Source organism: Streptomyces sp. NPDC006368 (genome assembly GCF_040612535.1).
Lineage (GTDB): Bacteria > Actinomycetota > Actinomycetes > Streptomycetales > Streptomycetaceae > Streptomyces.
In genome coordinates this window covers 23,991-47,923 of record NZ_JBEXQK010000046.1, presented here as the reverse complement: position 1 = coordinate 47,923, position 23,933 = coordinate 23,991, and the positions used below count along the sequence as shown (strand labels likewise).

Below are 23,933 nucleotides of genomic sequence, written 5' to 3'. Positions count from 1 at the left end.
ACTGCAGGGGGGACCCTGTGGGAGAGTAGGACACCGCCGAACAATTATTGTGGGAGAGCCCCGCACCTTCTGGTGCGGGGCTTTTCTGCGTTCACCGTACGAGCGGAGACCGACGGGCCGACTGACGTGGGATCAGAGCCCCGCCGCAAGTGGGGACTTGGGGAGCCGCGTGCCGCCACGGCTCATGGAGTCGCCGTGCCGCCCGCTCTGCCGGTTATGCATATCCCGCTGCTCGGGGTATGATCTATTCCGTTGCCGAGGGGGAAACCCCGAAGCGACAAGCCGGCCCCTATAGCTCAGTCGGCAGAGCGTCTCCATGGTAAGGAGAAGGTCAACGGTTCGATTCCGTTTGGGGGCTCCGTACGAAGAAGGCCCCCGCCCAAGTGGCGGGGGCCTTCTTCGCGTTGAGGTGCTCAGTCCGCGTGCGGCTCGGGGACGCGCATCGCCAGGATCGCCATGTCGTCGGAGGGCGGCTCCGGGGCGAAACGCTCGACCGCGCGCATGATGCGGGCCGTGACCGCCCCGGCCGTCAGGCCCGTACACGTGGTGAGGACGTCGGCCAGGCCGTCGTCGCCCAACATGCGGCTGCCCTCGCGGCGTTCGGTGACGCCGTCGGTGACGCAGAGGAGGACGTCGCCCGGGTCGAGGACGACGGTCTCCTCGTACAGTTCCAGGTCGTCCATGACGCCCAGCAAGGGCTGCGGTTCGGCGGCGGGCTCCACCGTGCCGTCCTGGCGCAGGCGCAGCGGCAGCGGGTGGCCCGCGCAGACGACCTTGAGGAGAGCGCTGCCGTCCTCCTGGGGCCACAGCTCGCCGTACAGCAGGGTCAGGAAGCGGCTGCGGGCGCCCTCGTCGAGGATCGCGGCGTTCAGGCGCTCCAGGACCGCCGGGCCGCCGAGGCCCTCACGGGCGAGCAGGCGCAGGGCGTGGCGGGCGAGGCCCGTGACGGCCGCGGCTTCCGGGCCCGTACCGCAGACGTCGCCGATGGCGAAGCCGTACGCGTTGTCGTGGATCGGGAAAAGATCGTAGAAGTCGCCCCCGACTTCGTTGCCCTCGCCGGCCGCGCGGTAGATGACGTCGACCTCGACGCCGGGCACCTGAGGGAGGCCGGGGGGCAGCAGGCTGCGCTGGAGGGACTGGCTGATCGCCGTGCGCTCGGAGTACAGGCGGGCATTGTCCAGGGCGAGGGCGGCCCGGCGGGAGAGGTCCTCGGCGAGCTCCAGGATCTCCTGGCGGAAATGGTCGTCGGTCGGCTTGCCCAGGGTCAGCATGCCGATGACGCGGTTGCGGGCGACCAGGGGCAGGACGACCGTCTCGCCGCCGACCGTGGCGGCCGTCGTCAGCGTCGTACCGATACCGGAGGAGAGCGGCGAGGAACTGTGACCCAGCTCGCGCATGGAGGTCCGCAGGGCGGCCTGGTGGGCGGCGTCGGCGGGGGCCGTCCAGATCCGGGCGCCGGGCGCCGGCACGGGCTCGGGTGGGGGGATCTTCGAAAGGAGGGCCTTGAGACCGTCGATGCGCTCCTCGTCCTCGTGCAGGACGTACGAGAGGTACGGGTCGGAGGTCGGGTCGGCGATCGTGTAGACGGCGCACCAGGTGGCGAGCGTCGGCACGGTCATCTGCGCCATCAGGGCCAGGGTCTGGTCACGGTCGAGGGTGCCGGCCAGCAGGTCGGACGCCTCGACGAGGAAGCTCAGGGAGCCGCGGCGGAGGCGTTCCAGCTCACCGAGACGGGCGGACTCGACGGCCAGGGCGATACGGTCGGCGGCGAACTGGAGGCGCAGGGCCTCCTCGTTGGAATACCGGCCGGCGGCTTCCGCGGCGACGCCGAGCGAGCCGGTCAGACGCCCCTCGACCTTGAGGGGGACGGTGACGACCGAGCGCATGCCGGTGCCGTTGAGGAGTGGGACGCCGCCGGGGACGGCGGTGAGGTCCTCGTGAACGGCCGGCATGCGGGCCGAGGAGTAGCGGCCGGTGCCGGCGGCCTCGACGGGGACGCGGGCGAACCGCTGGCGGGCGGAGGGCAGGCCCGTGGTGGCCCGTACCTCCAGCTCGGTCTCGTCGTCGGTGGCCAGCAGCAGGAAGGCCGCGTCGCCGTCCAGCATGTCGCGTGCGCGTTCGACGGTGCGCTGGAGCAGGCCGTCGAGGTCGTCGGGAGCGGGGGAGCCGATGAACACCTCGAACGGATCGGTGCTGCGGCTCTCGCTCGCCGAGTCGACGGGCGTGCGGGGCGGGGACTGCAGGATGGCGCGCTCGTAGTCCCGCACAAGCAGGCAGACGGTGGACTGCTCGCCCTGGGCGTCGCGCACGCGCAGGTGGGAGGCGTAGACGGGGATCACCCGGCCGTCCGCGCAGCGAATGCCGTAGCTGCCCTCCCAGCGGGAGAGCCGGAGGGCCTCGGCGATGCCGGTGCCGATGCCGGGCGTCTGGGGCCAGGCGGCGAAGTCGCCGAGCGGCTTGCCGACGACCAGGTCCGCCGCGTATCCGAAGAGGTGTTCGGCGTCTTCGTTCCAGGTGGTGATGGTGCCGTTGCGGTCGATCTGCGCGACGGCGACGCGGACGCGCTCGTCGGCGACCGGGAGGAGGTCGACGGGGAGGACCGGGCCGGCGGAGCGGGTGCCGACGGGGCGCTCCGGGAGCTCCAGCTGGAACCAGACCCGTTTCTGGGTGGGGGAGTAGTCGACGCCCCAGCGGGAGGCCAGGGCGGCGCACAGGAGGAGGCCGCGGCCGTTCTCCCGCTCCGGGTCGGGCTCGGCGTGGCCGGTGCCCTGGAGGGGGACCTCCCGCTCGGGATAGCGGTCGGCTACCTCGACACGGACGCCGTGCTCCGTGCGCAGGCACAGGACGTCGGCGGCGGTGCCGGCGTGGATGACGGCGTTGGTGACCAGTTCGCTGGTGAGGACCACGGCGTCGTCGACGACGTCGGTGTGTCCCCAGCCCTGGAGGGTGTCCCGGACGAAGGCCCGCGCGGTCGCGACGGACCGCCCCACAGGTTCGAAGCTGGCAGCCGCCCGCGCGGTGATCACAGAACTCCTCGTACGCGTCTCGACGCCCGGCTCTGCCATGATCGGGTGTGCCCCTCCCGGTGCCCGGTGGTCGTACTCCGTCACTCCGCCCCCGCCGGGCGGACGGGGCGGTTGGACAGCCGGATGCCAGGTTACTTACCTTCGCTGTCCGGGCGGATGGTGGTCACCGCTGTTTCCGTCCCCCGAGGACGGGGACGTTATGCGAAGCTGCCGAACTGTTATGGCCTCGTTCGGTCGTGGTGAAACACTGGGAGGGCTTCCTGCGGAAGCCGGAACAGCAATGCCCGAACACGTGATGATCGGGCCGTACGGTCAACCCCTTCGGGAGGGACACGGTGGAGTCTGGCGTGACGGCGCGGGGCGGTGGCACGCGCACGAAGGGCGGGCGGTCCCGGAGCGGTGGGACGGTCGAGGTGGATGCCGCTGCCCTGGAGCGGCTGCTGGCGGCACTGGCCGCGATGCGGGACGGCAATTTCCGCAAGCGCCTGACCGTGACGGGCGACGGGGTGATGGGGGAGATCGCCGCCGTCTTCAACGAGGTCGCCGACCGGAAACTGCATCTGACCGGTGAGCTGTCGCGGGTGCGGCGGATGGTCGGGCGTGAGGGCAAGCTGTCCGAGCGGCTGGAGGTGGGGGCCAGCGAGGGCGCGTGGGCGCAGGCGATCGAGGCCGCGAACGCGCTGGTGGACGACCTGACGCGGCCCGTTTCGGAGGTCGGGCGGGTGCTGTCCGCGGTGGCGGACGGTGACCTGGAGCAGCGGATGGAGCTGCGCTCGGAGGGGTCCGAGGGGGCGGCGCGGCCGTTGCGGGGCGAGTTCCTGAAGGTGGCCCGTACGGTCAACAACCTGGTGGACCAGCTGTCGGCGTTCACCGACGAGGTGACGCGGGTCGCCCTGGAGGTGGGTACCGAGGGGAAGCTGGGGGGCCAGGCGCAGGTGCGCGGCATGTCGGGTTCCTGGAAGGATCTGACGGATTCCGTCAACACCATGGCGTACCGGCTGACCGCTCAGGTGCGTGACATCGCCCTCGTGACGACGGCGGTCGCGAAGGGTGATCTTTCGCGGAAGGTCACCGTGCACGTGGCCGGCGAGATGCTCCAGCTGAAGAACACCGTGAACACGATGGTGGACCAGCTGTCGTCGTTCTCGTCCGAGGTGACGCGGGTCGCGCGTGAGGTGGGCACGGAGGGCGAGCTCGGCGGCCAGGCCGAGGTGCCGGGCGTGGCCGGTGTGTGGAAGGACCTGACCGACTCCGTCAACACGATGGCGGGCAACCTCACCTCGCAGGTGCGGGGGATCGCCGAGGTGACGACGGCCGTCGCGAACGGTGACCTGTCGCAGAAGGTCACGGTGAGCGCACGCGGTGAGGTCGCGCAGCTCGCGGACACGATCAACCAGATGACCGAGACGCTGCGTACCTTCGCCGACGAGGTGACGCGGGTGGCGAGCGAGGTCGGCGCGGAGGGTCTGCTCGGCGGGCAGGCGCAGGTGCCGGGCGCGGCGGGTACCTGGAAGGACCTGACCGACTCGGTCAACACCGTCTTCCGGAACCTGACCACTCAGGTGCGGGACATCGCGCAGGTGACGACGGCGGTGGCCAACGGTGACCTGTCGCAGAAGGTCACCGTCGATGTCGCGGGCGAGATGCTGGAACTGAAGAACACCGTCAACACGATGGTGGACCAGCTCTCGGCGTTCGGATCCGAAGTGACGCGTGTGGCCCGTGAGGTGGGCGTCGAAGGCCGGCTGGGCGGCCAGGCCGAGGTGCCGGGCGCGGCGGGTACGTGGAAGGACCTGACCGACTCGGTGAACACGGCGTTCCGCAACCTCACCGGTCAGGTGCGGGACATCGCGCAGGTGACGACGGCGGTGGCCAATGGTGATCTGACGCAGAAGGTCACCGTCGATGTCGCGGGCGAGATGCTGGAGCTGAAGAACACCGTCAACACGATGGTGGCGCAGCTGTCGGCGTTCGCCGACCAGGTGACGCGGATGGCGCGGGACGTGGGCACGGAGGGCCGGCTCGGTGGCCAGGCGCGGGTGCCCGGAGTCTCGGGTACGTGGAAGGAACTCACCGACTCCGTCAACTTCATGGCGGGGAACCTGACCTCGCAGGTGCGTCAGATCGCGCAGGTGACGACGGCGGTGGCGCGTGGTGACCTGTCGCAGAAGATCGACGTGGACGCGCGGGGCGAGATCCTGGAGCTGAAGAACACCATCAACACGATGGTGGACCAGCTGTCCGCGTTCGCGGAGCAGGTGACCCGGGTGGCCCGGGAGGTCGGTACGGACGGGCGGCTCGGCGGGCAGGCGCAGGTGCCGGGCGTCGCCGGTGTGTGGCGGGATCTGACGGACTCGGTCAACGGCATGGCCGGGAACCTCACCGCCCAGGTCCGTAACATCGCGCAGGTAGCCACCGCCGTGGCCCGTGGTGACCTGTCGCAGAAGATCGACGTGGACGCGCGGGGCGAGATCCTGGAGCTGAAGAACACCCTCAACACGATGGTCGACCAGCTCTCCAACTTCGCGGAGCAGGTGACCCGGGTGGCCCGCGAGGTGGGCACCGAGGGCATCCTGGGCGGTCAGGCCGAGGTGCAGGGCGTCTCGGGCACCTGGAAGGACCTGACCCAGTCCGTCAACTCGATGGCGAACAACCTCACCTCGCAGGTGCGCAACATCGCCGAGGTGACCACGGCCGTCGCCAAGGGCGACCTGTCGAAGAAGATCACCGTGGACGCGCGCGGTGAGATCCTCGATCTGGTCACGACCGTCAACACGATGGTCGACCAGCTCTCCAACTTCGCCGACGAGGTGACGCGGGTCGCCCGTGAGGTGGGCACGGAGGGCATCCTGGGCGGTCAGGCCCGGGTGCGGGGTGTCACCGGTATCTGGAAGGACCTCAGCGACAACGTCAACGTGATGGCCAACAACCTGACCTCTCAGGTGCGGAACATCTCGCGGGTGTCGTCGGCGGTCGCCAACGGTGACCTGACCAAGAAGGTGACGGTGGAGGCGCGCGGCGAGGTCGCCGAGCTCGCCGACACCGTCAACACCATGGTGACCACGCTGTCCTCGTTCGCCGACGAGGTGACGCGGGTCGCCCGCGAGGTGGGCACGGAAGGCGAGCTGGGCGGCCAGGCGCGGGTGCCGGGTGTGTCCGGTACGTGGAAGGACCTCACCGAGTCGGTGAACTCGATGGCCTCCAATCTGACCGGTCAGGTGCGGCAGATCGCCGCGGTCACCACCGCCATCGCCAAGGGCGACCTCACCAAGAAGATCGACATCGATGCGCGCGGCGAGATCCTGGAGCTGAAGAACACCATCAACACGATGGTCGACCAGCTGTCCTCCTTCGCCGAGGAGGTCACCCGGGTGGCCCGTGAGGTGGGCACGGACGGCCAGCTGGGCGGCCAGGCGCGGGTACGGGACGTCGACGGCACGTGGCGTGACCTGACCGAGTCGGTGAACGAGATGGCCGGGAACCTCACCCGCCAGGTGCGGGCGATCGCGGCCGTCGCCACGGCGGTGACCCGCGGCGATCTGAACCTGAAGATCGACGTGGACGCGGCGGGCGAGATCCAGGTCCTCCAGGACAACATCAACACCATGATCGCCAACCTGCGCGACACGACCCTCGCCAATGAGGAGCAGGACTGGCTCAAGGGCAACCTGGCCCGTATCTCCGGCCTCATGCAGGGGCGGCGCGACCTCGACGACGTCGCCTCGCTGATCATGAGTGAGCTGACGCCGGTCGTCTCGGCGCAGCACGGCGCGTTCTTCCTGGCGATGCCCACGGGCGGCGGCAATGAGATCGGGGCCGATGAGGACGGTTCGTACGAGCTGGTCATGCGCGGCAGCTACGGGTACTCCGCCGGGTCGATGCCCACGTCGTTCCGGCCGGGCGAGACGCTGATCGGGACGGCGGCCGAGGAGAAGCGGACCATCCAGGTCAATGTGCCGCCGGGCTACCTGAAGATCTCCTCGGGGCTCGGTGAGGCGGCCCCGGCCCATGTGATCGTGCTGCCGGTGCTCTTCGAGGGGAAGGTCCTCGGGGTGATCGAGCTGGCGTCGTTCCAGCCCTTCACCCAGATCCAGCGCGACTTCCTCAACCAGCTCGCCGAGATGATCGCGACGAGCGTCAACACCATCAGCGTCAACTCCAAGACCGAGGTGCTGCTGAAGCAGTCGCAGGAGCTGACCGAGCAGCTGCGGGAGCGCTCGGCGGAGCTGGAGAGCCGGCAGAAGGCACTTCAGGACTCCAACGCCGAACTGGAGGAGAAGGCCGAGCTGCTGGCGCAGCAGAACCGCGACATCGAGGTGAAGAACACCGAGATCGAGGAGGCCCGGCAGGTGCTGGAGGAGCGGGCCGAGCAGCTCGCCGTCTCCATGCGCTACAAGTCGGAGTTCCTGGCGAACATGTCGCACGAGCTGCGTACGCCGCTGAACTCGCTGCTCATCCTGGCGAAGCTGCTCGCGGACAACGCGGACGGCAACCTGTCGCCGAAGCAGGTCGAGTTCGCCGAGACCATCCACGGCGCGGGCTCGGACCTGTTGCAGCTGATCAACGACATCCTCGACCTGTCGAAGGTCGAGGCGGGCAAGATGGACGTCAGTCCGACCCGTATCGCGCTCGTCCAGCTCGTCGACTACGTCGAGGCGACGTTCCGGCCGCTGACCGCGGAGAAGGGGCTCGACTTCTCCGTGCGGGTCTCGCCGGAGCTGCCCGCGACGCTGCACACGGACGAACAGCGGCTGTTGCAGGTGCTGCGCAACCTGCTGTCGAACGCGGTGAAGTTCACCGACAGCGGGGCGGTGGAGCTGGTGATCCGGCCGGCCCACACGGATGTGCCGCAGTCGATCCGGGAGCAGCTGCTGGAGTCCGGTTCGCTGAGCGACCCGGAGGCCGGACTGATCGCCTTCTCGGTGACGGACACCGGGATCGGTATCGCGGCCAGCAAGATGCGGGTGATCTTCGAGGCGTTCAAGCAGGCGGACGGGACCACCAGCCGCAAGTACGGCGGTACGGGTCTGGGGCTTTCGATCAGCCGGGAGATCGCCCGGCTGCTGGGCGGGGAGATCCACGCGGCGAGCGAGCCGGGCCGGGGCTCCACGTTCACGCTCTACCTGCCGCTGCACCCGACGGAGCTGCCCTCGTCGGGCCATGGGCAGCACGTTCCGGGCACGGGTGAGCCCGGTGGGCTCGACGGGTCCGGGCTGGAGGGCCCCGGGGTTCACGCGGCGGGCGACGCGCGGGGCGGCACAGGGGCCCTGTTCCGGCACCGCCGCAGGGCGTTGGCCAGGGCCGAGCAGCAGGCCGCGCTGCCGGGCCAGGCCGCTTCGGCCGCGTCCGGCGCGGGCACGGGGTCGACCGCGCCCGAGTGGGCGGGCGGCGGGCAGGAGGCGCCGGAGCCGGGACGCACCTTCGAGTTCAACGGTGAGAAGGTGTTGATCGTCGACGACGACATCCGTAACGTCTTCGCGCTCACCAGCGTGCTGGAGCAGCACGGGCTGTCCGTGCTGTACGCGGAGAACGGCCGCGAGGGCATCGAAGTCCTGGAGCAGCATGACGATGTGACCGTCGTCCTGATGGACATCATGATGCCCGAGATGGACGGGTACGCGACGACGACGGCGATCCGGCGGATGCCCCAGTTCGCGGGTCTGCCGATCATCGCGCTGACCGCGAAGGCGATGAAGGGCGACCGGGAGAAGGCCATCGAGTCCGGCGCTTCCGATTACGTTACGAAGCCGGTGGATCCTGATCACCTGCTCTCCGTAATGGAGCAGTGGATGCGCGGAGAGTGAGCGGAGAGCGCACGAATGGCGGCGAGTTGTTGACAGACTGTGGTCGAAAGCGTGTGAGGGGCCGGTATTCGGGGAACCTTCTGGTCTCTCACCGCGTTTCTGCTACGTGCACAGTGACATCGCGGTGACAGGGTGTGGCGACAGGCGGGGTGCGGCTACGATGACCGGCACAAGGACGGACGGCGCAAGGGAGTCGTCCCCTGGGGCGGCGCCCGGCCAACTGCCGGGGCGAGGAGGACGGGCCATGGTGCAGAAGGCCAAGATCCTCCTGGTCGATGACCGACCGGAGAATCTGCTGGCGCTGGAGGCCATCCTCTCTGCGCTCGATCAGACGCTGGTCCGGGCATCGTCAGGGGAGGAAGCGCTCAAGGCGCTGCTGACGGACGACTTCGCGGTCATTCTGCTGGACGTCCAGATGCCAGGAATGGACGGATTCGAGACCGCCGCGCACATCAAGCGTCGGGAACGGACACGGGACATCCCGATCATCTTCCTGACCGCGATCAACCACGGACCGCACCACACCTTCCGGGGATACGCGGCGGGAGCCGTGGACTACATCTCCAAGCCGTTCGACCCCTGGGTGCTGCGGGCCAAGGTCTCGGTCTTCGTCGAGCTCTACATGAAGAACTGTCAGCTCCGGGAGCAGGCCGCGCTGCTGCGCCTCCAGCTCGAAGGGGGCGGCGGGCAGACCGGTGCCGCCAGGGAGTCGGCGGGCCTGCTGGCCGAACTGTCCGCGCGGCTCGCCGCCGTCGAGGAGCAGGCCGAGGCGCTCTCGAAGCAGCTCGACGACGAATCGGCCGACGCCGCGGCCGTGGCCACCGCCGCGCACCTGGAGCGCAAGCTCACCGGGCTGCGCCGCGCCCTCGACGCCCTGGAGCCGGGCACCGGCGGCGGCCCGTCCGGTCTGACCGCGCAGAACTGACGACGCAGAACTGACGGCGCCGAGGCGTGAGAGGACGTCAGTTTCCGGTGACCGTACGGGCGACACGAACGGGTGAAGCGGTAGGCACACGTGTCCACCGCGCCCCACACCGGTAACCTCACCCCCATGGCCTCACGTACGTCCGGCAAGGGTTCCCAGGGCACGGCGGGCACCGCGAAGCCGCGCGCGGCCGGCCGTACGACCGGCGCGGCGAAGAAGGCGGCGCCGGCCGCGAAGCCTCCCGCGAGGAAAGCCGCCCCCGCCAGGAAGGCCGCGCCCGCGAAGAGGGCCCCCGCCGGAAAGGCGGCGGCCAGGAAAGTCGCACCGAGGTCCGCGCCGTCGCCCACCGGGGGCGTGTACCGGCTGGTGCGCGCCGTGTGGCTCGGCCTCGCCCACGCCGTCGGCGCGATGTTCCGCGGCATAGGGCGTGGCGCCAAGGGCCTCGACCCGGCGCACCGCAAGGACGGGCTGGCGCTGCTGCTCCTCGGCATCGCGCTGATCGTCGCCGCCGGCACCTGGGCCAGCCTCCGCGGCCCGGTCGGCGACCTCGTCGAGATGCTGGTGACCGGCGCGTTCGGCCGGCTCGACCTCCTGGTCCCGCTGCTCGTGGGCGCCATCGCGGTCCGCCTGATCCTCCACCCGGAGAAACCGGAGGCCAACGGGCGCATCGTCATCGGGCTGTCCGCGCTGGTCATCGGCGTGCTCGGCCAGGTGCACATCGCCTGCGGCTCGCCCGGCCGTGACCAGGGCAGCGAAGCGCTCCAGGACGCGGGTGGACTGATCGGCTGGGTCGCCTCCAAGCCGCTGGTCTTCATGATGGGCGAGGTCCTCGCCGTACCCATGCTGGTGCTGCTCACCGTCTTCGGCCTGCTCGTCGTCACGGCGACGCCCGTCTACGCCATCCCGCAGCGGCTGCGCGCGCTCGCCGTCCGCCTGGGCCTCGTCCACCCCGGCGTACCGGTGGCCGGTGCGGACGACGCGTTGTACGACGACGCCCGGTACGACGAGCAGTGGCGCGAGGCGCTGCCCCCCGGGTCCCGGCGGCGCGGCGCGGCGTACGACGGCCACGACCCGTACGACCCCCAGCGGGCCGAGCAGGAGGCGCCCGGCAGGCGCCGGCGCCCGCGCAAGGGCGCCGGGGCATCCGTACCGCCCGAGCCGGACTTCGACCGGCCCAGGGACGCCGTGGACATCGCCGCCGCGGCCGCCGCCGCCCTCGACGGCGCCGTGCTGAACGGCATGCCGCCCTCGCCGGTCGTCGCCGACCTGACGCGGGACGTCACCGGGGACCGGGAGCGCGACGTCCGCGAGGCCCGGGACGACCGCGCGACCCGGGGCGCCCCCGGCACCCGCGACGCCGCCCCCGTCCCGCCCGCCCGCGACGCCGGTACCCCCGGCGCCGTACCGGACCTGACCAAGCCCGCGCCCGTACGGGAGGAGACGCAGCCCCTCCCGCCGCGCGCCGAGCAGCTGCGGATCGCCGGGGACATCACCTACGTCCTGCCCTCGCTGGACCTGCTGGAGCGCGGCGGCCCGGGGAAGACCCGCAGCGCGGCCAACGACGCGATCGTGGCGTCGTTGCGGAAGGTGTTCGAGGAGTTCAAGGTCGACGCGGCCGTCACCGGCTTCACCCGCGGCCCGACGGTCACCCGCTACGAGGTGGAGCTCGGCCCGGCCGTCAAGGTCGAGCGGATCACGGCGCTGACGAAGAACATCGCGTACGCCGTCGCCAGCCCCGACGTACGGATCATCTCGCCGATCCCCGGCAAGTCCGCCGTCGGCATCGAGATCCCCAACACCGACCGCGAGATGGTCAACCTCGGCGACGTGCTGCGGCTCGCGGACGCCGCCGAGGACGACCACCCGATGCTGGTCGCGCTCGGCAAGGACGTCGAGGGCGGCTATGTGATGGCCAACCTGGCGAAGATGCCGCACGTGCTCGTCGCCGGCGCGACCGGATCCGGCAAGTCGTCCTGCATCAACTGCCTGATCACCTCGGTGATGATAAGGGCGACCCCCGAGGACGTACGGATGGTGCTCGTCGACCCCAAGCGGGTCGAGCTGACCGCGTACGAGGGCATCCCGCACCTCATCACGCCCATCATCACCAACCCCAAGCGGGCAGCCGAGGCGCTCCAGTGGGTCGTGCGGGAGATGGACCTGCGCTATGACGACCTCGCGGCGTACGGATACCGGCACATCGACGACTTCAACGCCGCCGTACGGGCCGGCAAGGTGAAGCAGCCCGAGGGCAGCGAGCGCGAGCTCCAGCCGTACCCGTACCTGCTGGTCATCGTCGACGAGCTCGCGGACCTGATGATGGTCGCGCCGCGGGACGTCGAGGACGCCATCGTCCGCATCACCCAGCTGGCCCGCGCCGCCGGCATCCACCTCGTGCTCGCCACCCAGCGGCCGTCCGTGGACGTCGTCACCGGCCTGATCAAGGCGAACGTCCCCTCCCGGCTCGCCTTCGCCACCTCGTCGCTCGCCGACAGCCGCGTCATCCTCGACCAGCCGGGCGCCGAGAAGCTGATCGGCAAGGGCGACGGGCTCTTCCTGCCGATGGGCGCGAACAAGCCGGTCCGCATGCAGGGCGCCTTCGTCACCGAGGAAGAAGTCCAGGCGGTCGTCGCGCACTGCAAGCAGCAGATGGCGCCGGTCTTCCGGGACGACGTCACGGTCGGCACGAAGCAGAAGAAGGAGATCGACGAGGACATCGGCGATGACCTCGACCTGCTGTGCCAGGCCGCCGAACTGGTCGTCACCACACAGTTCGGCTCGACGTCGATGCTGCAGCGCAAGCTGCGCGTCGGCTTCGCGAAGGCCGGCCGGCTCATGGACCTGATGGAGTCGCGGAACATCGTCGGCCCGAGCGAGGGCTCCAAGGCGCGGGACGTGCTTGTCAAACCGGATGAGCTGGACGGAGTACTGGCCGTGATCCGCGGGGAGTCCGATGCGTAGGCATGGGCCCTCCGGGCGCACGGTGTCTCACTCGTAAGGGGATTGTGAGCAACCGTTTCCCCGCGCCGTACGTCACGTTGGGAGGAGGGACGGACAATGGTTCCCCGCCCGTTCCGGCCCCCGGGGGCGCACGGCCATTCCGATGGCGTACAAAGTGCGCCCGCCCGGTTGCTCAACCCTTTCGTACCACCCATAGACTGAACCTCCAGCAGGTGGTTACACGCTCGAAAGGCGCCCTCGTGTCCATCGGCAACTCCCCCGAAGACGACCGGCCCTCGCCCCCTTCGACCTCTTCCGACGCGTCCGCCACGCCTGAACCGGCCACCGATTCGGACCGTCCGTCGATCGGCCGCGCGCTCCAGCAGGCCCGCATCGACGCGGGACTGACCGTCGAGGAGGTCAGTACCGCCACGCGTGTACGCATCCCCATCGTCCACGCCATCGAGGGGGACGACTTCTCGCGGTGCGGCGGCGACGTGTACGCCCGAGGGCACATCCGCACGCTCGCGCGCGCCGTCGGGCTCGATCCCGTCCGGCTCGTCCAGCAGTACGACGCGGAGCACGGCGGCCGCCCGTCGCCGACGTCCGCCGCGCCGCTCTTCGAGGCCGAACGCATCCGCCCGGAGCGGCGGCGCCCGAACTGGACCGCCGCCATGGTCGCCGCGATCGTCGCCGTGATCGGTTTCGTCGGCTTCACGATGTTCAACGGCGACGACCGCGGCTCCAGCGGCCACCACGTGGCCGAGGGACCGGCGCCCGCCCAGAAGGCCGCCCCCAAGCCCAAGCCGCCGAAGCCGCCCGCGCCCTCCGAGAGCGCGATCGCGGCCGTCCCCAAGGACAAGGTGACGGTCAGGCTCACCGCCACCGACGACAAGAGCTGGATCTCCGCCAAGGCGAGCGACGGCAAGCTGCTCTTCGACGGACTTCTCCTCAAGGGCGCCTCCAAGACCTTCCAGGACAACGAGAAGATCGACCTCATCCTCGGCAACGCCGGCGCGATCGAGCTCTACGTGAACGGCAAGAGGGTCGACGACACGTTCGAGACCGGGCAGGTCGAGCGGTTGACGTACACGAAGGGTGATCCCCAGGTCGGGTGACCCGGGACAGGTCACCGGTGGGCGGCGGGGGGCCTGCCGGAGGGGTGACCCCCTGAGCGGAGGGGGTACGGCTGGGACGAAGTAGTCTTGAGCCCATGCCCGAACGCCGTACCGTCGCCCTTGTCACTCTTGGCTGCGCCCGTAACGAGGTGGACTCGGAGGAGCTCGCAGGCCGCTTGGCAGCGGACGGCTGGGAGCTCGTCGAGGACGCCGCCGACGCGGACGTCGCCGTCGTCAACACCTGTGGGTTCGTCGAGGCCGCCAAGAAGGACTCCGTAGACGCCCTGCTCGAAGCCAACGATCTGAAGGACCACGGCAGGACCCAGGCCGTCGTCGCGGTCGGCTGCATGGCCGAGCGGTACGGCAAGGAGCTCGCCGAAGCGCTCCCCGAGGCCGACGGGGTGCTGGGCTTCGACGACTACACCGACATCTCCGACCGGCTCCGGACCATCCTGAGCGGCGGCAGCGTGGAGGCCCACACCCCGCGCGACCGGCGCAAGCTCCTGCCGCTCAGCCCCGTGCAGCGCCAGCAGGCCGCCGCCGAGGTCGCCCTGCCCGGGCACGCCCAGGCCCCCGAGACCGTTCCGGAGGACCTGCCCGAGGGCGTCGCCCCGGCGTCCGGGCCGCGCGCCCCGCTGCGCCGCCGGCTCGACACCAGCCCGGTCGCCTCGGTGAAGCTCGCCTCGGGCTGCGACCGGCGCTGCTCCTTCTGCGCCATCCCGTCCTTCCGCGGCTCCTTCGTCTCGCGCCGCCCGAGCGACGTACTCGGCGAGACCCGCTGGCTGGCGGAGCAGGGCGTGAAGGAGGTCATGCTGGTCTCCGAGAACAACACCTCGTACGGCAAGGATCTGGGCGACATCCGGCTCCTGGAGAACCTGCTCCCGGAGCTCGCGGCGGTCGACGGGATCGAGCGTGTACGGGTCAGCTACCTGCAGCCCGCCGAGATGCGGCCCGGGCTCATCGACGTCCTCACCTCGACGGAGAAGGTCGCGCCCTACTTCGACCTCTCCTTCCAGCACTCGGCGCCCGCCGTGCTGCGCTCCATGCGGCGCTTCGGCGACACCGACCGGTTCCTGGAGCTGCTGGACACGATCCGCGGCAAGGCGCCGCAGGCCGGTGTGCGCTCCAACTTCATCGTGGGCTTCCCCGGCGAGACCGAGGACGACTTCGCCGAGCTGGAACGCTTCCTCACGCACGCCCGCCTCGACGCCATCGGCGTCTTCGGTTACTCCGACGAGGACGGCACCGAGGCCGCCACGTACGAGCACAAGCTGGACCAGGACGTCGTCGACGAGCGGCTCGCCCACCTGTCGCGGCTCGCGGAGGAGCTGACCGCGCAGCGTGCGGAGGAGCGGATCGGCGAGACCATGGAAGTACTGGTCGAGTCGGTCGACGCGTCGCCCGACGGGGACGGCGCGATCGGGCGCGGCCCGCACCAGGCGCCCGAGACCGACGGCCAGGTGGTGTTCACGACGACCGACGGACTCGTGCCCGGCCGTATGGTCACGGCGAAGGTGGTGGCCACGGAGGGCGTCGACCTGATTGCCGAGTGTCTTCACGAGGAGGCGGGCAGATGACCGGAGTCCCGGCATCCGCCGCGGGTGGTACGGGCAGGCCGACACCGCCCGGCGGCAAGCTGGGCGCGGCGGCCGTCAACCAGGCCGGCCTCTGGAACATCGCCAACATCCTCACCATGGTGCGGCTGGTGCTCGTGCCGGCGTTCGTGGTGCTGCTGCTCCAGGACGGCGGGTACGACCCGGCCTGGCGGGCCTGGGCGTGGGCGGCGTTCGCCGTCGCCATGATCACCGACATCTTCGACGGTCACCTGGCTCGCGCGTACAACCTGGTCACGGACTTCGGGAAGATCGCCGACCCCATCGCCGACAAGGCGATCATGGCGGCGGGGCTGGTGTGCCTGTCGGCGCTCGGTGACCTGCCGTGGTGGGTCACCGGGGTCATCCTCTTCCGGGAGCTGGGCATCACGCTGATGCGCTTCTGGGTGATCCGGCACGGGGTCATCCCGGCCAGCCGCGGCGGCAAGATGAAGACCCTGGCCCAGGGCACGGCGGTCGGGATGTACGTGCTCGCCCTCACCGGGCCGCTGGCCACGCTGCGGTGGTGGGTGATGGCGGTGGCCGTCGTCCTGACGGTCGTGACCGGGCTCGACTATGTGCGTCAGGCGGTCGTGCTGCGGCGCCGGGGGCTCGCGGCCGAGCGGGCCCGGCAGGCGGCGCGGACGGCGGCGGGGGCGGCGGCATGGGTGGAGTCCGGGGCCGTGGCGGGGTCCGGGACCGGGCCCGGGACGAATTCCGGCGCGGAGCCCGAGGCCGGTCCAGAGGTGGAGTCCGGGGCGGGGGCGGAGTCCGGAACGGAGCCCGGGCGATGAACCAGGCGGCGCGGGCGCTGGCGCTTCTCGCGGAGCGTGATCAGACGGTCGCTGTGGCGGAGTCGCTCACGGGTGGTCTCGTGGCCGCGGAGCTCACCTCCGTGCCCGGTGCGTCACGATCCTTTCGCGGGTCCGTCACGGCGTACGCGACGGCGCTGAAGCATGAGCTGCTCGGTGTGGACGAGACCCTTCTGGCGGAGCGCGGGGCGGTCGATCCGGACGTCGCGCTGCAGATGGCGGCGGGTGTACGGACTCGGCTGGGGGCCGGCTGGGGAGTCGCGACGACGGGTGTCGCGGGGCCCGACCCGCAGGACGGACAGCCGGTGGGAACGGTCTTCGTGGCCGTCTGCGGACCGGTCGACGGAGCCCTCGCGGCGGGGAAAGTCCTCGCCCTGCGATTGAACGGCGACCGGGCGGAAATTCGTAGAGAGAGTGCACGGAGCGTGCTGGAACTGCTCGCCGACCAACTCTCGGGAAATACGCGGGCACAGGATACGGAACAGAACGGGGGGACTTGATGTTTGCAGCCCTGAGTGAACACGACATCGCTCCCCGCACGGCCGCAGCGCGAGGCGGTACGGTGGGGCGTGAAGGATGCGGCTACACGGTCCGAGGAGGGAGCCACCGATGATTCTGCTCCGTCGCCTGTTGGGTGACGTGCTGCGTCGGCAGCGCCAGCGCCAGGGCCGTACTCTGCGCGAAGTCTCCTCGTCCGCCCGAGTTTCGCTCGGCTATCTCTCCGAGGTGGAGCGGGGGCAGAAGGAGGCTTCCTCCGAGCTGCTCTCCGCGATCTGCGACGCGCTTGACGTACGGATGTCCGAGCTCATGCGGGAAGTGAGCGACGAGCTCTCGCTGGCGGAGCTGGCGGAATCGGCAGCGGCGAGCGAGCCGGCGCCGGTACGCCCGATGCTCAATTCTGTGTCCGTGGCGTCGGTGGCGGGTGTGCCGACCGAGCGGGTGACCATCAAGGCGCCCGCCGAGACGGTGGACGTCGTCGCCGCCTGAGCGCTCTGACGCGGCCGGCCGCGGCAAGTGGCCGGCCTGCTTGTGAGCCGCTGAGGGCGCACGCGAAAAGCGTTTGTGGTGAGCACGTGTTTTGAGCGCACGCGTTTTGGGCTGAGCCCCGGTCGGGTACCCGAATGGCCGACCGGGGCTTTTCGTTTACTCCGAATGCCCGGTTTGGTTCATATGTGTCATGGTGGACGGGCGTGCGCTCCACCGCACGCCGGAACGGAGGATTCGGAATGTCAGTCGTGAAGAGCTCCCTGCCGGACGAGGACCTGAAGGTGGTCGGCGAAGCCCTGCAGGGCGCGCTGGTGGACGTGCTGGATCTGTCCCTGATCGCCAAGCAGGTGCACTGGAACGTGGTGGGACCGCGCTTCCGCTCCGTCCACCTGCAGCTCGACGAGGTCGTGGCCACCGCTCGCGAGCACTCCGACACCGTGGCGGAGCGCGCGTCGGCGCTCGGCATCAACCCGGACGGGCGAGCCGCGACGGTCGCGTCCAGCAGCGCGATCGGGAACGCACCCGAGGGGTGGATCAAGGACGTCGACGCGGTCAGGATCATGGTGGACGCGCTCGTCGCCGTGGTGCGGCGGATGCGTGAGCGCATCGAAGCGACCGACAAGCCCGACCCGGTCACCCAGGACCTGCTGATCGCGCTGACCGCGGACCTCGAGAAGCACGCGTGGATGTTCCAGGCGGAGAGCCGGCAGGCCGACGCCGTGTAGACCGGGCGGTGGAGGCAGCCGGGCACGCGCGGTGCGTGTGCCCCGGTACGCCCTCCCGCCGGCCGGCGGGCCGGTCTAGCGTCGACGGGAGGAGGCGGCGATGGTACGGCGACGAATCTCCCGACCGGCGCTCGCGCTCACCGCGCTGGCGCTGGGCGGGGTGTGGTGCTGGGCGGTTCTGCGACTGGCCCTGACCCCCGGGCAGTCGGGGATCCTCGAAGGCGCCGTGGCCGCGGGAGGCTGGGGCTTGAGCCTGCTGCCGGTGCACGTCGCCGCCGCCCCCTCCGCCGGCTCGCGCAAGGGCCGACGCCGGCCGCCCGCCCCGCTCCCGCCGCCCGCGTCGCCTTCGCTGTTTGCCGCGTGGGTGCGCGCGGCTGCCGGGGCGTCGCGGCGCCGCCGTGCGGGGACGCGGAACCGGGCCTGACATGACGTCAGTTCACGTGCTGCTCAGGGAGTGGGTGCCGGGGCCGGGCTCCGGGCCGGGGCCCGTTTGGCAGCCCGGGCACCAGTACGAGACACGCTCGTGGCGGTCGTCCCAGCGGATCGGCGTGCCGCAGCGGTAACAGGGCTGATGCCTGCGGCCGTACACGTACAGCTTCCGGTCGGGGCGGGAGCTGGTGGTGGTACGGCGTTCGACCCGCTCCTTGTTCGCCTCCAGGAGGCGGTGGGCGGTGGCGACCAGCCGTTCGGGTACGCCCGGCGCGAGTTCGCCGACGGGGAGCCACGGGGTCACGCGGGCCATGAACGCCAGCTCGCACTTGAAGACATTGCCGATACCGGCGAGATTCCGCTGGTCGAGCAGCGCTTCGCCGAGCGGGCGCGCCGGGTCGGCGCACACGCGGCGTACCGCTTCCTCGGCATCCCAGTCGGGGCCCAGGAGATCGGGGCCGAGGTGGCCGACGACGGTCTGCTCCTCACTGGTGCGGATCAGATCGAGGACGGGCAGGCGGTAGCCGACGGCGGTGTTGGCCGTGGTGGCGAGGATCGCCCGGATCTGGTGCGCGGGTCCGCCGCGCCAGTGCTCGCCGGGCGCGTAGACGTGCCAGGCGCCGTCCATCCGCAGGTGGGAGTGGAGGGTCAGGCCACCCTCGACCCGGGTGAGCAGGTGCTTGCCGCGCGGAGCGACGGCGAGGACTTCCCGGCCGGACAGGTCGGTGGTGGCCAGCCGCGGGACCCGCAGGTCGGAGCGCGTCAGCACCCTGCCCGCGAGCGCGGTGTGCAGACGGCGGGCGACCAGCCAGACGGTGTCTCCTTCAGGCATGCGTCCATGATGCGGGACCGGGCTCGCCCGGTTCCTAGGCGCGCAGCCGCAGGCCCCGTGGGGTGGCGTGGAAGCCCGCCGTCTCCAGGGCGCGGGACAGGGGGGACGTCAGGGCCGCCGTGCCGTTGATCCGCTCCACGGTCACGGTACCGAGGGAGCCCGCGCGAGCCGCCGCGGCGAGGGCCTCGGCGGCGGCGTGCAGGACCGGATCATCAGGGTCGCCCGGCCACGACAGCAGCGTCTTGCCGCCGCGTTCCATGTAGAGCGCGAGCTGCCCGTCGACGATCACGACGAGGGAGCCCGCTTTGCGGCCCGGTTTGTGGCCTGCGCCGGTGGGGGGCTCGGGCCAGGGCAGGGCGGCGCCGTACGCGTTGGCCGGGTCCGCCGCGGCCAGGACCACCGCGCGGGGGGCGGCCGACGGCTCGGCGCGGTCGCGGGCGGTCGCCGCCGCGCGCAGCCGGTCCACCGCGCCGTCCATCGCGAACTGCGCCGCCCCCAGGCCCTCGACGACATAGCCGCGGCGGGCCTGGCCGCTGTCCTCGAACGCCGACAGGACGCGGTACGTCGCGGAGAACCCGCCCTCGACCCCCTCGGCGGTGACCGCGCCGCGGGTGACGACGCCGTGCCGGTCCAGGAGCGTGCGGGCCAGGGCGTGGGCGCGGTGGGTCGGGTCCGGTTCGGCGGGCGGGAGCAGGGACCACCGGCCGCTCACGGTCGGCGGCCCGGAACGCGAGGCGGTGCGCGCGGACGCGGTCAGGGTGCCGTACCGGCCGCGCGGGACGGTGCGCTTGGCGCGGTGGGCGGTGGAGCCCGCCGTACGTCCCGAGCCGAGCAGGGCGCGCAGGGGGGCGAGGGTGTCGTTGGTGAGGCGGCCGGACCAGGCCAGGTCCCAGAGGGCGTCGGCCAGTTGGACATCGGTGGCGTCGGGGTGGGTGGTGGCGCGTACCTGGTCGGCGATCTGGCGGAAGAACAGTCCGTACCCGCCGGAGAGGACGGTCAGGATCGACTCGTGGAGGGCGGTCAGCTCCAGTGGGTGCGGCGGGGGCAGGAGGAGCGGTGCCGCGTCGGCGAGATAGAGCGCGACCCAGCCGTCCTTGCCGGGCAGGGCGCCCGCCCCGGCCCACAGAACCTCGCCGGTGGTGGTGAGTTCGTCCAGGAGGGTGGGGCTGTAGTGGGCGACGCGGGACGGCAGGATCAGCTTTTCGAGCGCGGAGGCGGGGACGGGGGCGCCCTGCAACTGCTCGACGGCGCGGGCCAGTCCGTCGATGCCGCGCAGGCTGTTGCCGCCCAGGTGCTGCCACTGGGGCAGGAACGTCGCCAGGGCGGCCGGCGGGACAGGCTCCAGTTCGTGGCGCAGGGCGGCCAGGGAGCGGCGGCGCAGCCGGCGCAGTACGGTCGCGTCGCACCACTCCTGGCCCACACCCGCGGGATGGAACTCGCCCTGGACGACACGGCCGCTCGCGGCCAGGCGGTGCAGGGCGCCGTCCGTGACGGCGGTGCCCAGGCCGAAGCGGGCCGCCGCCGCGGTGGACGTGAAGGGGCCATGCGTGCGCGCGTACCGCGCGAGGAGGTCGCCGAGCGGGTCCTTCACCGGCTCGGTGAACGCCTCGGGCACACCGACCGGGAGGGCGGTGCCCAGGGCGTCACGCAGCCGCCCCGCGTCCTCGATGGCGGCCCAGTGGTCGGCTCCGCCGATACGGACGTGGATCACGCGGCGGGTCCGGGCGAGCTGCCGCGGCCACTCGGGGCCGGCGCCGCGCTCGGCCAGCTCGGCGTCGGTGAGCGGGCCGAGGACGCGCAGGACGTCCGCGACACCCTCCACGTCCTTCACACGCCGGTCCTCGGCGAGCCACTGCAGCTCGCTCTCCAGCTCGGTCAGGACATCGGTGTCCAGCAGCTCGCGCAGCTCGGCCTGGCCCAGCAGCTCGGCCAGCAGCCGTGAGTCCAGGGACAGGGCCGCCGCGCGCCGCTCGGCGAGCGGGGAGTCACCCTCGTACAGGAACTGGGCGACATAGCCGAACAGGAGCGAGCGGGCGAAGGGGGACGGCTCGGGGGTGGTGACCTCGACGAGCCGGACCCGGCGCGACTCGATGTCGCCCATCAGCTCCTCCAGGCCGGGGACGTCGAAGACGTCCTGGAGGCACTCGCGGACGGCCTCCAGCACGATCGGGAAGGAGCCGAACTCACTGGCCACCTGCAGCAACTGGGCGGCGCGCTGGCGCTGCTGCCACAGCGGGGTGCGCTTGCCGGGGCTGCGGCGCGGCAGCAGCAGTGCGCGGGCCGCGCACTCCCGGAACCGGGAGGCGAACAGCGCGGAGCCGCCCACCTGGTCGGTGACGAGCTGGTTGACCTCGCCCTTGTCGAAGAGGACGTCGGCGGCGCCGACCGGCGCCTGCTCGCTGTCGTACTCGGGGCCCGGCGCGGCCGGCTCCTGGTCGAGCAGGTCGAGGCCCATCAGATCGGCGTCGGGCAGCCGCAGCACGATGCCGTCGTCGGCGTGCATGACCTGGGCGTCCATGCCGTACCGCTCGGAGAGCCGGGCACCGAGGGCCAGCGCCCACGGGGCGTGCACCTGCGCGCCGAACGGTGAGTGCACCACGACCCGCCAGTCGCCCAGCTCGTCACGGAACCGCTCCACCAGGATCGTCCGGTCGTCCGGGACATGACCGCAGGCGCGGCGCTGGTCGTCCAGATACGCGAGGACGTTGTCCGCCGCCCACGCGTCCAGGCCCGCCGCCAGCAGGCGCAGCCGCGCGTCGTCCGGCTCCAGCGAACCGACCTCGCGCAGGAACGCTCCCACCGCGCGGCCCAGTTCCAGCGGCCGGCCCAGCTGGTCGCCCTTCCAGAACGGCAGCCGGCCCGGGACGCCGGGGGCGGGCGAGACTAGCACCCGGTCGCGCGTGATGTCCTCGATCCGCCACGACGACGTGCCGAGGGTGAACACGTCGCCCACCCGCGACTCGTAGACCATCTCCTCGTCGAGTTCGCCGACCCGGCCGCCACCCTTCTTGGGGTCGGCGCCCGCGAGGAAGACGCCGAACAGGCCCCGGTCGGGGATCGTGCCGCCCGAGGTGACGGCGAGGCGCTGCGCCCCCGGGCGGCCCGTGACCGTGCCGGTGATCCGGTCCCACACGACGCGTGGGCGCAGCTCCGCGAACGCGTCGGACGGATAGCGCCCCGCGAGCATGTCCAGGACGGCGGTGAACGCGGACTCGGGCAACGACGCGAACGGCGCCGCCCGCCGCACCACCGTCAGGAGGTCGTCGAACTGCCATGACTCCAGGGCCACCATGGCGACGAGCTGCTGGGCGAGCACGTCCAACGGGTTGGACGGGATCCTCATGGACTCGATCGAACCGCTGCGCATCCGCTCGGTGACCACCGCGGCCTGCACCAGGTCGCCCCGGTACTTCGGGAAGACCACGCCGGTGGAGACCGCGCCCACCTGGTGCCCGGCGCGGCCCACGCGCTGGAGGCCGGAGGCGACGGACGGCGGTGACTCGACCTGGACGACCAGGTCCACCGCGCCCATGTCGATGCCGAGCTCCAGGCTGGAGGTGGCCACCACCGCCGGCAGCCGGCCCGCCTTGAGGTCCTCCTCGACCAGGGCCCGCTGCTCCTTGGAGACCGAACCGTGGTGCGCCCGGGCCAGCAGCGGCGGGGCGCCCTTCGCCGCGCCCGACTGCGCCATCAGCTCGGCGGGCGACTGGTCCTCGGGCAGGGCCTCTCCGGTGGCCCGCTCGTAGGCGATCTCGTTGAGCCGGTTGCACAGCCGCTCGGCCAGCCGCCGGGAGTTGGCGAAGACGATCGTCGAACGGTGGGCCTGGACGAGGTCGGCGATCCGCTCCTCGACGTGCGGCCAGATCGACGGCCGCTCCGCTCCGTCCGCGTCCGAGGCGGGCGAGCCCCCTAGCTCGCCGAGGTCCTCGACGGGGACGACCACGGACAGGTCGAACTCCTTGCCGGACGGCGGCTGGACGATCTCCACCTTGCGCTGCGGGGACAGGTAGCGGGCCACCTCGTCCACCGGACGCACCGTCGCCGACAGGCCGATACGGCGAGCCGGGCGCGGCAGCAGCTCGTCCAGCCGCTCCAGGGAGACGGCGAGGTGAGCACCCCGCTTCGTGCCGGCGACCGCGTGCACCTCGTCCAGGATCACCGTCTCGACGCCGGACAGCGCCTCGCGCGTCGCGGAGGTGAGCATCAAGAACAGCGACTCGGGCGTGGTGATCAGGATGTCCGGTGGCCGGGTGGCCAGCGAGCGCCGCTCGGCGGCCGGGGTGTCGCCGGAGCGGATGCCGACCCGCACCTCGGGCTCCGGCATCCCCAGGCGCACCGCCTCCTGGCGGATGCCGGTGAGCGGGCTGCGCAGATTGCGCTCCACGTCGACGGCGAGCGCCTTCAGCGGCGACACGTACAGCACCCGGCAGCGCTTCTTCGCGTCCGCGGGCGGCGGCGTGGAGGCGAGCCGGTCCAGCGCGGCGAGGAACGCCGCCAGCGTCTTCCCGGACCCGGTCGGCGCCACGACCAGCACGTCCGAGCCGGCGCCGATCGCCCGCCAGGCACCTTCCTGTGCGGCGGTGGGCGCGCTGAAGGCCCCCGTGAACCAGGCTCGGGTCGCGGGGGAGAAGGAGTCGAGCGCAGTCCTGGCCATGTCCCCCATCGTGCACCCCGCCACTGACAATCCGGCCGCGTGGCGGCTCCGCGGTTGCCGCGCGGCGCCCGCCGGCCGGCTCCGTGGCG

13 protein-coding genes and 1 tRNA gene are annotated in these 23,933 nt (G+C 71.6%); 11 read left to right on the top strand and 3 right to left on the bottom strand.

Annotated elements, in window-relative coordinates; all coding sequences use genetic code 11:
• The first annotated feature begins 285 nt into the window (after positions 1-285).
• Positions 286-358 (top strand) — tRNA-Thr (locus ABZZ38_RS26030).
• 55 nt (positions 359-413) lie between these two features.
• On the opposite strand, the gene ABZZ38_RS26025 is transcribed toward ABZZ38_RS26030, so the two are convergent.
• Positions 414-3,065 carry a SpoIIE family protein phosphatase gene (locus ABZZ38_RS26025; RefSeq protein ID WP_356744196.1) on the bottom strand — a complete coding sequence of 884 codons (2,652 nt, stop codon included), beginning with the start codon at positions 3,063-3,065 and terminating at the stop codon, positions 414-416.
• Between the two features lie 308 nt (positions 3,066-3,373).
• On the opposite strand from ABZZ38_RS26025, the gene ABZZ38_RS26020 reads away from it, so the two are divergent.
• The 10 genes from ABZZ38_RS26020 to ABZZ38_RS25975 all read left to right on the top strand — a co-directional run bounded on the left by ABZZ38_RS26020 (position 3,374) and on the right by ABZZ38_RS25975 (position 18,353).
• Positions 3,374-8,830 carry a HAMP domain-containing protein gene (locus ABZZ38_RS26020; RefSeq protein ID WP_356744195.1) on the top strand — a complete coding sequence of 1,819 codons (5,457 nt, stop codon included), beginning with the start codon at positions 3,374-3,376 and terminating at the stop codon, positions 8,828-8,830.
• 244 nt (positions 8,831-9,074) lie between these two features.
• Entirely contained in the window at positions 9,075-9,755 is a 681-nt protein-coding gene (locus ABZZ38_RS26015; RefSeq protein WP_356744194.1) for a response regulator, read from the top strand.
• Between the two features lie 126 nt (positions 9,756-9,881).
• Positions 9,882-12,716 (top strand): DNA translocase FtsK, encoded by a 2,835-nt coding sequence (locus tag ABZZ38_RS26010; RefSeq protein WP_356744192.1) that lies wholly within the window; start codon positions 9,882-9,884, stop codon positions 12,714-12,716.
• Between the two features lie 239 nt (positions 12,717-12,955).
• Positions 12,956-13,813, top strand: a complete 858-nt coding sequence (locus tag ABZZ38_RS26005; protein WP_356744190.1) for a helix-turn-helix domain-containing protein — start codon at positions 12,956-12,958, stop codon at positions 13,811-13,813.
• 95 nt (positions 13,814-13,908) lie between these two features.
• Positions 13,909-15,390 carry a 30S ribosomal protein S12 methylthiotransferase RimO gene (gene rimO / locus ABZZ38_RS26000; protein WP_356744188.1) on the top strand — a complete coding sequence of 494 codons (1,482 nt, stop codon included), beginning with the start codon at positions 13,909-13,911 and terminating at the stop codon, positions 15,388-15,390.
• Positions 15,387-16,199: a CDP-diacylglycerol--glycerol-3-phosphate 3-phosphatidyltransferase gene (gene pgsA / locus ABZZ38_RS25995; protein ID WP_356744186.1), complete on the top strand. Its 813-nt coding sequence runs from the start codon at positions 15,387-15,389 to the stop codon at positions 16,197-16,199. Before rimO ends, pgsA begins: the two co-directional genes overlap by 4 nt.
• A complete protein-coding gene (locus ABZZ38_RS25990) occupies positions 16,196-16,717 on the top strand; it encodes a CinA family protein (protein ID WP_356744184.1) in 522 nt (173 codons plus the stop codon). The genes pgsA and ABZZ38_RS25990 overlap by 4 nt, the downstream gene beginning before the upstream one ends.
• Positions 16,718-16,826: 109 nt before the next feature.
• Positions 16,827-17,204 carry a helix-turn-helix transcriptional regulator gene (locus ABZZ38_RS25985; protein WP_356744182.1) on the top strand — a complete coding sequence of 126 codons (378 nt, stop codon included), beginning with the start codon at positions 16,827-16,829 and terminating at the stop codon, positions 17,202-17,204.
• 239 nt (positions 17,205-17,443) lie between these two features.
• Positions 17,444-17,929 carry a DNA starvation/stationary phase protection protein gene (locus ABZZ38_RS25980; protein ID WP_356744180.1) on the top strand — a complete coding sequence of 162 codons (486 nt, stop codon included), beginning with the start codon at positions 17,444-17,446 and terminating at the stop codon, positions 17,927-17,929.
• A 100-nt stretch (positions 17,930-18,029) separates the two neighbouring features.
• Entirely contained in the window at positions 18,030-18,353 is a 324-nt protein-coding gene (locus ABZZ38_RS25975) for a hypothetical protein (protein ID WP_356744178.1), read from the top strand.
• Positions 18,354-18,365: 12 nt separating this feature from the next.
• Here the strand turns inward: ABZZ38_RS25975 and ABZZ38_RS25970 are convergent, their stop codons facing one another.
• Together ABZZ38_RS25970 and ABZZ38_RS25965 are read right to left on the bottom strand one after the other, a co-directional pair.
• The gene (locus ABZZ38_RS25970) at positions 18,366-19,190 is read right to left on the bottom strand and encodes a DNA-formamidopyrimidine glycosylase family protein (RefSeq protein WP_356744176.1); all 825 of its coding nucleotides are present in this window, start codon (positions 19,188-19,190) and stop codon (positions 18,366-18,368) included.
• A 34-nt stretch (positions 19,191-19,224) separates the two neighbouring features.
• Positions 19,225-23,844, bottom strand: coding sequence for an ATP-dependent helicase (locus tag ABZZ38_RS25965; protein WP_356744174.1), 4,620 nt, complete (start codon positions 23,842-23,844; stop codon positions 19,225-19,227).
• Between the last annotated feature and the right edge of the window lie 89 nt (positions 23,845-23,933).